14 protein-coding genes are annotated in these 14,450 nt (G+C 63.5%); 3 read left to right on the top strand and 11 right to left on the bottom strand.

What is annotated here, in order from left to right:
- The first annotated feature begins 72 nt into the window (after positions 1-72).
- Both LB564_RS11280 and LB564_RS11275 read left to right on the top strand, forming a co-directional pair.
- Positions 73-912 carry a hypothetical protein gene (locus tag LB564_RS11280; RefSeq protein WP_140702352.1) on the top strand — a complete coding sequence of 280 codons (840 nt, stop codon included), beginning with the start codon at positions 73-75 and terminating at the stop codon, positions 910-912.
- Positions 913-1,136: 224 nt separating this feature from the next.
- The gene (locus LB564_RS11275; RefSeq protein ID WP_140702353.1) at positions 1,137-1,595 is read left to right on the top strand and encodes a hypothetical protein; all 459 of its coding nucleotides are present in this window, start codon (positions 1,137-1,139) and stop codon (positions 1,593-1,595) included.
- A 229-nt stretch (positions 1,596-1,824) separates the two neighbouring features.
- Here LB564_RS11275 and ftsH read toward each other — a convergent pair whose 3' ends face one another.
- From ftsH to ybgC, 10 genes are all read right to left on the bottom strand, one after another.
- Complete coding sequence (gene ftsH / locus LB564_RS11270) at positions 1,825-3,753, bottom strand: ATP-dependent zinc metalloprotease FtsH (protein WP_140702355.1); 1,929 nt, start codon at positions 3,751-3,753, stop codon at positions 1,825-1,827.
- A gap of 123 nt (positions 3,754-3,876) precedes the next feature.
- Entirely contained in the window at positions 3,877-5,244 is a 1,368-nt protein-coding gene (tilS, locus tag LB564_RS11265) for a tRNA lysidine(34) synthetase TilS (RefSeq protein WP_224537558.1), read from the bottom strand.
- 58 nt (positions 5,245-5,302) lie between these two features.
- Positions 5,303-6,397, bottom strand: a complete 1,095-nt coding sequence (gene ybgF, locus LB564_RS11260) for a tol-pal system protein YbgF (protein WP_224537555.1) — start codon at positions 6,395-6,397, stop codon at positions 5,303-5,305.
- A gap of 179 nt (positions 6,398-6,576) precedes the next feature.
- Positions 6,577-7,083 (bottom strand): peptidoglycan-associated lipoprotein Pal, encoded by a 507-nt coding sequence (pal, locus tag LB564_RS11255; RefSeq protein ID WP_127279987.1) that lies wholly within the window; start codon positions 7,081-7,083, stop codon positions 6,577-6,579.
- Positions 7,084-7,275: 192 nt separating this feature from the next.
- On the bottom strand, positions 7,276-7,707 hold the full coding sequence (locus LB564_RS11250) for a four helix bundle protein (protein ID WP_224537553.1): 432 nt from the start codon (positions 7,705-7,707) through the stop codon (positions 7,276-7,278).
- A gap of 46 nt (positions 7,708-7,753) precedes the next feature.
- Positions 7,754-9,058: a Tol-Pal system beta propeller repeat protein TolB gene (gene tolB, locus LB564_RS11245; protein ID WP_140702362.1), complete on the bottom strand. Its 1,305-nt coding sequence runs from the start codon at positions 9,056-9,058 to the stop codon at positions 7,754-7,756.
- A gap of 38 nt (positions 9,059-9,096) precedes the next feature.
- A complete protein-coding gene (locus LB564_RS11240; protein ID WP_224537551.1) occupies positions 9,097-10,254 on the bottom strand; it encodes a TonB family protein in 1,158 nt (385 codons plus the stop codon).
- Positions 10,255-10,261: 7 nt separating this feature from the next.
- Positions 10,262-10,717: a protein TolR gene (gene tolR, locus LB564_RS11235; protein ID WP_140702364.1), complete on the bottom strand. Its 456-nt coding sequence runs from the start codon at positions 10,715-10,717 to the stop codon at positions 10,262-10,264.
- 10 nt (positions 10,718-10,727) lie between these two features.
- A complete protein-coding gene (gene tolQ, locus LB564_RS11230) occupies positions 10,728-11,438 on the bottom strand; it encodes a protein TolQ (protein WP_140702365.1) in 711 nt (236 codons plus the stop codon).
- 273 nt (positions 11,439-11,711) lie between these two features.
- Positions 11,712-12,185: a tol-pal system-associated acyl-CoA thioesterase gene (ybgC, locus tag LB564_RS11225; RefSeq protein ID WP_140702366.1), complete on the bottom strand. Its 474-nt coding sequence runs from the start codon at positions 12,183-12,185 to the stop codon at positions 11,712-11,714.
- A 53-nt stretch (positions 12,186-12,238) separates the two neighbouring features.
- Between ybgC and LB564_RS11220 the strand changes: the two genes are divergently transcribed.
- Positions 12,239-13,489, top strand: a complete 1,251-nt coding sequence (locus LB564_RS11220; RefSeq protein ID WP_224537549.1) for a glycoside hydrolase family 5 protein — start codon at positions 12,239-12,241, stop codon at positions 13,487-13,489.
- Positions 13,490-13,497: 8 nt separating this feature from the next.
- Here the strand turns inward: LB564_RS11220 and LB564_RS11215 are convergent, their stop codons facing one another.
- Positions 13,498-14,394: a metallophosphoesterase gene (locus LB564_RS11215; protein ID WP_140702369.1), complete on the bottom strand. Its 897-nt coding sequence runs from the start codon at positions 14,392-14,394 to the stop codon at positions 13,498-13,500.
- Positions 14,395-14,450: the final 56 nt, after the last annotated feature.

The raw sequence follows: 14,450 nt of genomic DNA, 5'->3' as shown, positions 1-14,450 counted from the left end.
CTGGCGCAACCGATCGTTGAGCGTTATTGATTCGCTGGGACGTATAATGGGCTGCAGCAACGGAGAAACGCTATGCTCATCCACCGACTTGCCACTCTGACCGGCCTTGCGGTCGCGACGTTGTTCCTGGCGGCGCCAGCCAATGCGCTGACGATGGCCGAGTGCAGCACGAAGTATAACGCCGCCAAGGACGCGGGGACACTTGCCGGGGCGACCTGGAACCAGTTCCGCAAGGCGCAATGCGGTACCGACGCCGCAGCCACCACGGACACCAAGGCGGCCACGACCAAAGCCGCCGAGACGAAGCCGGCCAAGACGACCAAGGCCGCGGCCGCCGCCGATGACGGCGCTGCCAAAGGGCTGACCGCCAAGGAATGCAGCACCAAGTATCAGGCGGCCAAGGCCGCGGGCACGCTGAACGGCATGAAGTGGAACGACTTCCGCAAGACCGAATGCGCCGCTGGCGCATCCGCTGCAGCAACCACCACCAAGCCGGCCACCACCAAGGCGGCTGCCGCTCCGGCGGATGGCGGCAAAGGGCTGACCATGGCCGAATGCAGCACCAAGTACCAGGCGGCCAAGACGGCAAACACGTTGAAGGGCCAGAAGTGGAACGACTTCCGCAAGGCCGAATGCGGCGCCGGCGCGTCCGACGATGACAGCGTGCCTGCCCCCAGCGAGGCGACCTACACCAAGGAGCCGGCAAAGCCGACGACGGTTGCACCCAAGGGCGTCACTTTCCCCTCCGCGATCTCGGCGAAATATGCCAGCGAGACCCCCGGAAAGGGCCGCATGCATACCTGCCTCGACCAATATTACGTCCTCAAGGACGCCAACGCGCTCGGCGGCCTGAAGTGGATCCAGAAGGGCGGCGGTTTCTACAGCCTTTGCAACGCCAAGCTGAAGGGCTGACCGCCTAGCCACATTCTCCAAACAAAGGCCCGCGCATCGCAAGATGCGCGGGCCTTTTTTTGTTGCGCGCTAAAGCGCCTGCGGCCTTGCTCGCATCTGCATACCGGGGAAGGGTCGGCATCATCAATTCGCCCACGCCGATAACGCGCAAGATTCTGATTGAACATATCAAGAACAAACAGTATACAAAAAGACGTCTGCTTGTTATCAACCAGGAGGGTTTTATGCGCGGTTTGAAATTGGCGGTATTGGCTGTGACGGCATCGGTTGCTTGGAGCGTCGCGCCGGCAAGCGCCCTGACGATGAAGGAATGCGGAGAGACCTATCGAGCAGCCAAGGAAGGCGGCACCCTGAACGGCATGGACTGGTCCGCTTTCCGCAAGGAGAAATGCGCGACATCAGCTACGGAAGGTGCCAGCGCGGATACGGTCAAAACCGAGCCGCAGCCGACAAAGGAAGCCAGCGCGGCGGTCGCTCCCACTGTAGCCCCGGCGGGCGTGACATTCCCGACCACCCTTGCCGCCGAGTTCAAGGCCGAAAAGCCCGCGAAGGCGCGGATGAAGACCTGCCTGCAGGGTTACCACGGCAACAAGGAGGCGGGGACGTTGAACGGCCTTCGCTGGATCCAGAAGGGCGGCGGCTATTACAGCCTTTGCAATGCGCGGCTTAAAGCTGAATCATAAAAATCGAATACGGCGGATAAAACGGTCACCGTTTTCCGCGGACGTTGGACCTTCATCCTCGGGCTTGTCCCGAGGATCTGCTGTCGCGGGCGACATCTGGGCGCCGGATATGAGTTTGAAAACCGCCAACTCGGTTGCGTTGGCAGGTCCTCGGGACAAGCCCGAGGATGGCGCTCCAACGTACGTCCGGCCGGCTCATGGCGTTCCGTGAACGGTGAACCGCTCTGGCCTAGCTCGACGGCTGTGGCTCCATGCCGCCTTCCGGCTCGGGGCCCTTCTTGCGGCGACCACCGGACTTCGGCACGGCCGAGCCACGGCTGGGCGGTGTGTCGTCGCCAAGATCGCGCGAGGGTTTGTTGCCCGCGATCAACTGCTTGATCTCCTCGCCCGACAGCGTCTCGTATTCGAGCAGGCCTTGCGCCAGCGCGATCCATTCCTTCTTCTTCTTGGTCAGGATGGACTTCGCGGTCGAGTAGGCCTCGTCGATCAGGCGGCGCACTTCGCCGTCAATGATCTGCGCGGTCTCTTCCGAGATGTTCTGCGTGCGCGCCACCGAATGGCCGAGGAACACTTCCTCCTGGTTGTCGCCATAGGCGACATGGCCGAGCTTGTCGGAGAAGCCCCAGCGCGTGACCATGGCGCGCGCCAGCTTGGTCGCCTGCTCGATGTCGGAGGAGGCGCCCGACGTGATATTCTCCTTGCCGAACTTGAACTCCTCGGCGACGCGGCCACCCATCATGATGGCGAGGCGCGAGACCATGTATTTGTAGCTCATGGAGTAGCGGTCGCCTTCCGGCAACTGCATGACCATGCCGAGCGCCCGGCCGCGCGGGATGATTGTCGCCTTGTGCAGCGGATCGGCCGACGGAACGTTGAGCGCCAGGATGGCGTGGCCGGCCTCATGATAGGCGGTCAGCTCCTTCTCGGCCTGCGTCATGGCCGAGGAGCGGCGCTCCGCGCCCATCATGATCTTGTCCTTGGCGTCCTCGAACTCGGCCATGGTGACGAGGCGCTTGTTGCGCCGCGCCGCCATCAGCGCGGATTCGTTGACCAGGTTCATCAGGTCGGCGCCGGAAAAACCGGGCGTGCCACGGGCGACCACCTTGAGGTCGACATTGGGCGCCAGCGGCACGTTGCGCACATGCACCTTGAGGATCTTCTCGCGGCCGACGATGTCGGGGTTGGGCACCACCACCTGGCGGTCGAAACGGCCCGGACGCAGCAGCGCCGGATCGAGCACGTCGGGCCGGTTGGTGGCGGCGATCAGGATGATGCTTTCGTTGGACTCGAAACCATCCATCTCGACCAGCAGCTGGTTCAGCGTCTGCTCGCGTTCGTCATTGCCGCCGCCGAGACCGGCGCCGCGATGACGTCCGACGGCGTCGATTTCGTCGATGAAGATGATGCAGGGCGCGTTCTTCTTGGCCTGGTCGAACATGTCGCGGACACGGGACGCACCGACGCCGACGAACATTTCGACGAAGTCCGAACCCGAAATGGTGAAGAACGGCACGTTGGCTTCACCGGCGACCGAGCGGGCAAGCAGCGTCTTGCCGGTGCCGGGAGGGCCGACCAGCAGCACGCCGCGCGGAATCTTGCCGCCCAGGCGCTGGAACTTCTGCGGATCGCGCAGGAATTCGACGATCTCTTCCAGATCTTCCTTGGCTTCATCAACGCCGGCGACGTCCTGGAACGTGACGCGGCCATGCGCCTCGGTCAGCAGCTTGGCCTTCGACTTGCCAAAGCCCATGGCGCGCCCGGAACCGGATTGCATCTGGCGCATGAAGAATATCCATACGCCAAGGATGAGGATCATCGGCAGCCAGGAGATCAGGTAGCCGAACAGCGAATTGGAGCCGTCGGTCTCGGGCCGCGCATTGATGGTGACGTTCTTGTCCTGCAGCCGCGAGACCAGTTGGGGATCGCCCGGCGAATAGGTCTGGAAGCCGCTGGAATTGTCGGTGTAGGTGCCGGTGATGCGGGCGCCGGCGATGGTCACCGTCTTGACCCGGCCCGCCGCGACATCCTGCAGGAACTGCGAATAAGGCACATCGCTCGAAGCCCCGCGCGTCTGCGGCGTCTGGAACAGATTGAAGAGGGCGATGAGCAGGACCGCTATGATCGCCCAGAGCGCGAGGTTGCGATAATTCGGATTCATCAATTGTCCCGTTGGCGTCCGCGAGCGGACACGCGTCGTGAGAGGAAACTTGGGCCTAACATAGGGAGAGCACCTCCCCTTGCCAAGCAGAACAGCATGTCTGGGTTAAGCTTTCGCGCAGCATCAACCGGCACTGTGGCCGCGCCATGGCAAGGCAGGAAGCGGCGCCGCTCCGATCAACCCTGCCACGGAGCGCGCCAGAGCCAGATCGAAGGACGGCAGGAAGCGGCCAAAGGGAGCAACGACGGGTGAGGCCACGAACCCTTGCGATGCCGGCCAATCGGCAGCAGGCCCACCCCTCTCGGCGGTTTGCTGCAAGGCCGGTTCGGCGGCCAACGCCGCGCGCATCAGGCTTGGCGGAGTTTCGCCCCGGGCGACAGCCAGCCGCTTCGCCGCCGCTGCCCCGAAGGGCGCGATCAACAATGCGTTGCTGGCGTCGTTCAACGTGATCTGGCGCCGGCCGTCCCAGATGGCGGCGTCGACCGCTGCCGCGGCCACCGGCAAGCCTCGCATCTCCCGGCGCAGGAAGATGCCGGCGCGCCGGAAGTCGACCACCGTCCGCGACAATGTGGCGCAAAGAAATCCGGCCTTCAGCCGGCCGAACAGCGCCTCGCCGCGGGCCTGGTCCGGCGGAAAGGCCATCCCGCCCGAAGTCGCCAGAAGAATGCGCAATGCGTAAACGGCCGCCCGCTCATCGGCCACGCTGAGCAGGGCCGGATCGAGCCGGATGAGGCCCGCTGCCGGCTGGCTGGCAAAGCGCTCGACCAGACAGCCGGCAGCGTCGCCAAGCCGCGTCCGGGCGTCGGCCTCGCGCGCGGCCAATGCCAGCGCCTCGGTCCTGCGCCGCGCGCCGGCCTCGCCGGCAAGGGTTGCGCGCATGCGCGGTCGCTCGAAGGCTTCATCGGCATTGCTCGGGTCCTCGGCCCAGCCCACCTGCTGGCGCCGCAGGAAATCGCGCAGCGCCTGGCGCCGCACGCCAAGAAGCGGTCGCACGATCCAGTCGCGCCAGTCATGCAAGGTGGCGGGCGCCATGCCGGCAAGGCCCCGGCCCTCGTCGCCGGCCGCATCGCTGCGGTCACGCCGCATCAGCACGGTCTCGGCCTGGTCGTCGGATGTATGTCCGGTCACGATCAGGCCGATGCCTTCCGCCCGGGCGGCGCCCGCCAGCAGCCGGTAGCGCGCCTCGCGCGCCGCCGCCGGCAGGCCGGTCGACGGTTTTTCTCCGCCCCAGGCCAGGATGCGATGGTCGACGCCGCGTTCCGCGCAAAGCTTCGCCACGGCCCGCGCCTCATCGGCCGAACCTTGCCGCAAGCCGTGGTCGATCGTGACCGCGAGCAGCTTCGCGGACGGTGCGGTTTTATCGAGATGTTGTTTGAGAAGGAGAAGGAGCGCGGTCGAATCGCTGCCGCCGGACACGGCCGCAACGGCGCCGTTGGAAAAATCGATATGCGAAAAAATTCCGGTCGAAAGATCAGGCCCGATGTCGAGCATCAATGCATGTCGCGCAAGAGAGGTCCCGGTTTTGGGACGACGACATGCCTCGGAAAAATCAGCACGCAGCCAGGGCCTTCTCCTGCTTGACGCGTTCCTTGAGCGTGGCCGAAATATCGGGGTAACGCTTGCCGACCTCGCTGAAGGTGGCGCAGGCGACATCGTGCTGCTTGAGGCCGACCAGCGACACACCGAGCTTCAACAGCATGTCGGGGGCCTTCTTGGCCTTGGGGTAGTCCTTGCTGGCGGCGAGAAACACCTCGGCCGCGTCGCGGTATTTCTGCTGACCAAGCAGCGATTCACCCAGCCAGTAATGCGCGTCCGCCGTCTTGGCGTCCTTGGGGAAGCGGGAGATATGGTCGCGGAAACCCTGTTCGGCGGTGCCGTAGTCGCCCGACAGGATGAACTGGTAGGAGTTGCGGTAGAGCTCTTCGGGATCCTTGGTGGAGGGCAGCGCCGCGACCACCGTGCCGCCGGACTTGCCGGCCTTGGCCGGTGCGCCGGTGGCTGGTGCCGTGTCCTGTGCCGGCGCGGTTGCCTGGGTGCTGCCGCCGGCATCGATCACATTGCCATTCTTGTCGACGGTGATGGAACCAAAGGTCTTTTCGGGCGCTCCGGTACCTGGAATCACCTTGCCAGGGTCGCCATCGGGGGACTCGACGATGACGTCCTCGACCGTCTTGCCGCCCGCGGATTGATCGCCGCCGGGCGCGGCGCCGGCATCAGCCGGCGCCTGGGTTGCAGGCGCCGAGGCCACGTCGGTGTTGGTTCCGGTGGTGGCATCGGACTTCTTCTGCGCCGGCGGTTGTCCACCTTGCGAACCGCCTTCGAGCTGCTGAAAGCGGAACTCGTTGTCTTCCTGCTGTTTGCGGATCTGTTCCTGCATCTGCAGTATCTGGAAATTGAGTTCCTCGACCTTGCCGTTCAGCTGCCGCAACTGGTCCTCGAGCCCGGTCACGCCGGCGCCGCTCGACTGCGCGAACTGGACCTGATCCTGCTTTTTCTTCTCACCGAAAAGGCTGGGCAACTCAAGTGTCGGCAGATGGAAGGAAAAGCCGCTCTCGGTTGGTTGCCCGGTACCGCTCGCCAAAGCGGTTACGCCTGATAGGAGCAGCAGCGCCAGGGTGCCGCTCAGAACCGATCTCAAATGCATGTGCCTCTCGCCGTCCAATCGTTAGCTTGTTCGCGCCTTCCAATCGATGTGAGACCAGCCAAGCGCCCTCGGCTCATAGCAGGGCGCGAGACTTCGGCCAAATTTTGTTTCGGGCGTCGGGATATGAAAAAGGCGGCCCGAGGGCCGCCTTTCACAAAGAGGTGTTGTATTTTTGCCGATCAGGAACCGGCGCCGCTGAGCGTGGTGACCGCGCGGCGGTTCTGCGACCAGCAGGAGATGTCGTCGCACACGGCGACCGGACGTTCCTTGCCGTAGGAAATCGTCTTGAGGCGGCTGGCCGAGACGCCCTTGGAAACCAGGAAGTCGCGGGTGGCCGCGGCGCGGCGGGCGCCGAGCGCCAGATTGTATTCGCGCGTGCCGCGTTCGTCGGCATGGCCTTCGACGACGATGGCATACTGCTTGTACTGGTTCAGCCACTGCGCCTGGCGTGACAGCGTCGTCTGTGCATCGGCACGGATCGAGGTCGAGTCCGTGTCGAAGAAGATGCGGTCGCCGATGTTGACGGTGAAGTCCTGCGCCGAGCCCGGCGTTGCCGCGCCCGCGCCGTTGAGGCCAAGATCAGCCGCGTTGTTCGGCGTCTTCTTCGAGGCGCAACCGGCGACGGCGAGCATCGCCACCAGCGCGATCATGACTGGGTTTCTGGTAAGTGCTGCGATACGGCCCATGCCGCCTCTCCTTCGTATTCGAGTGGTCGTGTTTCGAGTGATTTCGTTGATCACCCAGTAACCACGTTTGGGTTAACCGGCATTCAAGAAACACGGTTAAAATTTGGTTTAGGCCGCCCGTCCGCAGCCGTTTGGTCATAGGCCACAGTTGGCGCGGACCCTAGGCGGAAATGCGGCCAAAACGCGACGGGGCTATGAAAAAAGAGGAATTGAAGAACTGACGAATTGAAGAATTGATGAAAAGAACCACTTTAGCCTTTCCCTCAGATTTACCAGCATTCCATAAATGTGGACGTAGGATTGCAACCATTGCTCGCGCTGGGCTTGCGTAATGTAATCAAGATCGAACGCATACGAAATCCATGTCTCTACTTCGCTGCACGATCCCATAGCCATCGAGACGAACCGCGCGAATTCAGCCTTCGAATGGCTCTGCTTGGCGAAGCCTTCGGCAAGGTTGGCGCAGATTGCCTTGCTGGATCGGCGCAACTGGTCGGCTAATGCGTATTGCTCGATTTTCGGGAAACCGAGCGTGGCTCTGTGAACGTCGAGGGAAACTGCATAAGCACGCTTATAGACCTCCAAATCCTTCGCGCGCTTGATGTAGCTACCCTCCGTCTCCATTTTTGCGTTCCACAATTCCTCAATTCTTCAGTTCTTCAGTTCCCCTTCACTCCAGCAGCGGCGACCAGGCCGGATCCGAAGCAAAATTCGCCGTCGGGACCGGCTGCTCGTTGCGGCCGCTGAGATCGACGGAAACCAGTTTCGGGCCGCCATTGGAGTCGCGAAAGAACATCAGCACGCGGCCGTTGGGTGCCCAGGTCGGCCCTTCCTGCTGGAAGCCGGACGACAGGATGCGCTCGCCAGAGCCGTCGGTCTTCATGACGCCGATCTGAAATTCGCCGCCGCTCTGCTTGGTGAAGGCGATGAGGTCGCCGCGCGGCGACCACACCGGCGTCGAATAGACGCCGTCGCCGAAGGAGATACGGGTCTGGCCCGAACCGTCGGCGCCCATCACGTAGATCTGCGCGCGACCGCCACGGTCGGAGGTGAACACCACCTTGCTGCCGTCCGGCGAATAGGAGGGCGAGGTGTCGATGGCGGTCGAGTTGGTCAGCCGCGTGGTCGAACGGCTGCGCAGGTCCATGGCGAAGATGTTGGAATTGCCGTCGTCGCGCAGCAGGCTCATGATCACCTTCTGGCCGTCGGGCGAGAAGCGCGGCGCGAACGTCATGCCCGGAAAATTGCCGACCAGTTCGCGTTGCCCGGTCTCGATCTGCAGGAGATAGACCCGGGGCTGCCCGCTCTCATAGGACATGTAGGTGATTTCCTGCCGGTTCGGCGAGAAACGCGGCGTCAGCACGATCGACCTGCCGTCCGAGAGATAGCGCACATTGGCGCCGTCCTGGTCCATGATGGCGAGGCGCTTCTTGCGCGCGTTCTTAGCGCCGGACTCGTCGATGAAGACCACGCGTGTGTCGAAATAGCCCTTCTCGCCGGTGATCTTCTCATAGATCGCATCGGCGATGATGTGGGCGACGCGGCGTTGATTGGCGTCGTTGGCGAAAAACTGCTCGCCGGCCAGCTGCGTGTTGCCAAAAATGTCCCACAGCCGGTACTGGGCGCGGATGCGGCCATCCGCTTCCTTGCTGACGCTTCCAGTCACCAGAGCCTGCGCGTTGATGACCTTCCAGTCTTCATAACGGGGAGGGGCGTCGGGGTTCGAGATCTTTTCGACAAAGGCGGCCTTGTCGATCGGCGCGAACAGTCCTGACCGTTTCAGATCGGCTGTGACGATTGCCGATATCTGCGCTCCGAGCTCTCCCTGAAAGTCGGGGATGGCGATCGGCATCGGCTCGACATTGCCTTTGTTGACGTTGAGCTCGAGGGTTGCCCGAGCAGGCAAGGTGGCGACAGAGATTATGCCCATCGCCATCGCGGCGACCATCAGGAGCGGCTTGAGGATGGATTTCATGTCTTCTCGCTTCTCTTGCTGATTTGTGGGTGCTCAGGCTAAAGGCCAAGCATCGCTCTTGGATCGAAGTTGACGCGAACGTCAGACCATATGTCCTGCTTCCCCGCGGGAACCTGCAATCCGGCAACGTCGCATTTCTGCACGGCGCGAACCGCACTGGCGTCGAATTGGGGGTTGCCGCTGGACTTTTCGACAGTCGGGCGGCCTTCCAGCTTGCCCGAGGCGTCCAGGTTGAAGCGGATGACCACGGTGAAATCCTCGGACCCTTCGAGGCCAACCGGAAGGGTCCAGCAATGACCGAGCTGATCTTCCAGGGCCCCCTGCTCCGACTTCGACAGCTTCTGGCCCTGATCCTTGTCACCGCCGAGCGAAGCCTGCTGCGTCGAGCGCTTGGCGCCGCCGCCGGACGGTTTCTGCTTGTCGAGCAGGGCTGATATCTCGTCGGCATTGTACTGCTTTTCATCTGACTTCGGCTTCGATGACGCTTCCTTGACCGGCTTTTCCGCATCCTTGCGGTCCGGCGCCTTGGCGCTTTCGGCCTGTGCCGGCTGCGGTTTCGGCCGCGCTTCCGGCGCGGGCGCCGAACTCGGCAGTTGCGTCTCTTCGGTCGGCGGATCCTTGGCTATCGCTTCGGCGACGGCATCCGGCTTGACCTCGGGCGTCGGATCGATAGCGGCGGTCTTGTCCTGCGGCGGCGGGGTCGGCGCCGGCTTGGCCGGTGTCGGCTTGGGTTCCGTCTGCTTGACCGGCTCGGGCTTGACCTCTTCCTTGGGCGTCGGCGCCGGCGCCACTTCCGTCGCCGGAGTGGGTTTCGGCTTTTCCTGCGGTTTCGGCACGTCCTCGGTCTTCGGCTGTTCCTTGGGCGTGGGCGCGGGGGGCGGGGCCGACGTCGTGTCGACCGGTTTCGGCTTGGCTTCCGGCGTTATCGGTTTGTCCGTGTCGGTGCTGTTCTCGCCCACTTTCTGCGCATCGGGCACGATATCGGGACGCTTGGTCGGCGTTGGCGCCGGCTTCTCATGCATCACGGCCTTCTTGTCGCCCTGCAGCGTCTGCGCGATGGCTTCCATCGGCACGATATCGACCGCGACCGACTCCACGTCGGCCGACGGCAGCGCGGCCGGCGCCGACAGCGTGAACAGGCCGAAGGCCAGCGCCGCCGTATGCAGGATCACCGATGTGGTGAGGCCGGTCCTCATCGTGGGTCTATTGATCCTGTTCCTGCAGTGAAACCAGGCCGATGTTCTTGTAGCCAGCGGCCGAAATGCGGGCCATGACCTTCATCGCCGTGCCGTAGTCGGTCGACTTGTCGCCACGAATGAAGATGCGTTCCTCGTAGCCGGTCTTGGAAATCGCCTGCAGCTTGGCGACCAACTCGTCCATCGGAATCTCGGTCTCCTGCAGGAAAATCTTGCCGGTGGCGTCGATCGAAACGGTGATCGGCTGCGTGTCGGCATTCATCGCCTTGGCCTGCGTGTCCGGCAGATCGATCGGCACGCCGACCGTCAGCATAGGTGCCGCGACCATGAAGATGATCAAAAGCACCAACATCACATCGACCATCGGCGTGACGTTGATTTCCGACATCAGCGCGTGATGGCGGCCGCGCCGCCTGTGGCCGCGCCCGCCGCGTCCTCCACCCATGCCTACGGACATACCCATCAGTTACTCCTCAGGCCTTCGGCGCGACTTTTTCATCGATTTGGCGCGAGAGTATGGCGGAGAACTCGTCGGAGAACCCTTCCATGCGCACCGCGATCTTGCTCGCGTCGGACGACAGCTTGTTGTAGGCGATGACCGCGGGAATGGCGGCGAGCAGGCCGATGGCTGTCGCCAGCAGCGCCTCGGCGATGCCGGGCGCGACCACCGCCAGGCTGGTGTTCTTGGAACCGGCAATGGCCTGGAACGAGGTCATGATGCCGATGACGGTGCCGAACAGGCCGATGAAGGGTGCCGCCGAGCCGGTGGTGGCGAGGAAGCCGAGGCGGCCTTCGAGCTTCTCCATCTCGCGCGTCAGCGCCAGGTCCATGGCCTTGTCGATGCGGGTCTGCAGGCCGAGCGGCGACTTGGCGCCTTTCTCGAAACTCTTCTTCCATTCGCGCATGGCGGCAACGAAAATGGCGCCCATGCCTGTCGTCTTGCGGTCGGCGAGGGTGCGGTAGAGCTCCTCCAGCGACTGCCCGGACCAGAAGACCTGCTCGAAGCGGTTCAGCGCCAGCCGCATGCGGCCATAGGCGACCAGCTTGTCGACAATGATCGCCCAGGTCCACACCGAGGCGCAGAGCAGCCCGATCATGACCAGCTTGACCACCCAGCTGGCCTGCATGAACAGCGCCCAAATCGACAATTGCGCGCCCGGGTCGGCGAGTGCGATATTTTCCATCGTTACGTCCTTAAGATTTTCCGGGCGAAGCTGGCGGCTGGCCCATGGCATCCCTTGTGGTCGGTTCGCACGAAGCTACCGGACACCCCAAACCGTGCCGTTAGCGGCCTTTTCGGGGCAAATATTGGTGAAAGGAAGGCGTTGGATAACGCCAATCTTCACCAATCTCTTCATGAACCGTTATGGTTAAGGATGGGTTAGTATATAAGGCGCGGCGCATTGCCGCGCCCGGAGCAGGGCGACCGGTATTTGCCAGCGGCTGAGACCAGGGGTCTAGCCGGAGGTCTTTGGCATAAACGCCGCGACCCATTCTTTTGGAAACCGGCGCGGCCGGCCGTTCTCGCCGATGATCGCCGCCTCGACCTTGGCCTCGACCAGCACCTCGTCGCCCCGCTTGAGTTGCTGCGCCATGAAGATGCGCGCGCCGGAAATCTCCTGCGTGCGGGTGTCGACGGTCAGAATGTCATCGATGCGGGCGGGGACGCGAAAGTCGATCTCCATGCGGCGCACCACCCAGACGATCTTCTCGCCATGCTTGCCTTCGGCGAGTTCGGTGTGATGCACGCCGGTGAGCCTGAGATAGTCGGAGCGGCCGCGCTCGAGGAATTCGAGATAGCGCGCGTGGTAGACGACGCCCGAGAAGTCGGTGTCGGCATAATAGACCCGCGCCATCAGCCGGTGGCCGGACGTCGTCAGCGCGCCGGAGAGCCCAGCCAGCAATGCCGTGGATTCACCATGATCGCCCATTGCGCTTCCCTTTTGGATGCCGACACGGCAGGTATTTTTGGCGCAATGATCCGATGGCACTGTTGACGACGATGATCAAGACCTTGACGGCAGTCGTGCTGGCGCTGGCGGCTTCGACACTTTCGGGTGAGGCGGCGACCTTCTCGATGAAGCGCGGTCTCAACCTCGACCAGTGGATCACCTGGCCGAGCGAGGATCGGTGGGGCGATGCCAAAGCCATCCTGCCCTACCCGGAATGGCGCAAGTTCCTCAATGAGGATGACCTCAAGGCGCTGAAGGATGCCGGCTTCGATTTCCTGCGCATGCCGGTCGACCCGTCGCCTTTCCTCTCGGACAAGACATCCGGCCTTCGCGACGAGCTCTATGCCAGCGTGCTGGACTCGGCGCGCATGATCAACCGCGCCGGGCTGAAGGTCATCGTCGACATGCACCTGATCCCGGCCGGCGGCAGCCGCAAGATCGGCATGGCTGAGGTGATGGACGACCCCGCGACCTTCGACCGCTACGTCGAGATGGTGCGCCGCATGGCGCGCACGCTGGCGGGCGAGGATCCTGGAAAGGTCGCTTTCGAACCGATGAACGAACCGATCGTCGATTGCGACAGCGACGGCACCAGCCTGTGGCCCGACCGCCAGCGCAAGCTGTTCGCCGCGGCGCGCGCCTCGGCGACGAAATTGACGCTGATCCTGACCGGAGCCTGCTATTCTTCTGCCTCGTCGCTACAGAAGATCGACCCGAAGGCGATCCCTGACGACAACGTGATCTGGACCTTCCATTCCTACGATCCGTTCCTGCTCACCCACCAGGGCGCGACCTGGGCTGGCGACTTCATCCCTTACGTGACCGGCCTGCCCTATCCGCTGACGGCGGTGCCCAAGGCTGAGCTCGACGTGACGCTCGACACCATCCGCGCCCGGATCAAGGTCGAGGCGCCATGGGCGAGGCAGAGCGGCCTGCTTGCCTATCTCGACGAGCAGGTCGCCAGCATGGACAGCCCCGAGAAGCTGCTTGGCCTGATGGACGCGCCGTTCAAGGCCGTCGAAGCCTGGGCGAAGGCCAACGGCATCAAGCCGGAAGACATTACGCTGGGCGAGTTCGGCATGATCCGCCAGGAATACGGCAATGCCTATGTCATGCCGGCGCAATACCGTGCCGCCTATGTCAGGGACATGATCGCGCGCGCCGAGGCGCACGGCTTTTCATGGTCGGTGTGGAGCTATGGCGGCGCTTTCGGCGTCGTCGATGCCTTCAATGGCGACAAGGCCGAGCCTGATGTGATGGACGCGATCCGAAGCCTGCCCTGAAGTGCCGGTCAGCCGAGGTCGATCTGCAGGATTTCCGGGCGCATGCCGAAACGGATGGGCAGGTTGCTGAAGCCGAGCCCGCCCGAGACGATCAGATTGCGGTCGTTCTCCACGACATGGCCATAGGCATAGCGATTGCCGTACTGCGACGGCACGATGGGCGAATAGCCGAACAGCCGCACCTGCCCGCCATGAGTGTGTCCCGACAGCGTCAGCGACACACGCCACGGCACTTTTGGAAATATGTCCGGCTCGTGCGCCAGCAGGATGACAGGCGAGGCGTCGCTGACCTTGGCCAGCGTGCCGTCGAGATCGTCCAGTCCCCTCGGAGGCTCGTGCTTCCTTTTCGGCAATAGCGCCAACTGGTCGGCAAGGCCGGCGATCCACACGCCATGTCCGTCCTTTTCCAGGCGCACGGCGTCGTTCTCCAGCACCGGGATGCCGGCCTTCTCCAGGGCCTTGCGCGCGATCGTCGGGCCAACCTCGGCACGCTGCGCGAACCCGTCGGCCCACCAGTCGTGATTGCCGAGGATCGACAGCACGCCGAGCGGCGCCTTGAGGCCCGACAGGGCACCAGCCCATTCCGGCGGCGTCACCCTTTGCGACACCAGGCGCATGCCGGCGATGTAGTCGCCGAGCAGCACGATCAGGTCCGGCTGCAAGGCATTCGCCTCCTCGGCAAGCGAGGCAATCCGTTCCGGCGTCATCCACGGCCGGCAGGCATGGATGTCGGCGAGCGCGACGACGCGCAGCTTCAGGCCGTCAGGCCAATGCGGCGGCGTCAGCGCATAGCGCTTCACATGCGTCAGCAGCATCGGCTCGATGCCGACGGCATAGGCGCTGAACGAGGCAACCGACAGGAACGACCCGCCGATGAAGCGCAGGAATCCGCGTCTGGTTATCATTGGTTGGCTCCGGCACCTGGATCGTTCACGCATGCCCTGAAGGCAGCGGGCCGATA

It is taken from the genome of Mesorhizobium sp. ES1-6 (assembly GCF_020164775.1).
Lineage (GTDB): Bacteria > Pseudomonadota > Alphaproteobacteria > Rhizobiales > Rhizobiaceae > Mesorhizobium.
This window is presented reverse-complemented; position numbering and strand designations above follow the sequence as displayed.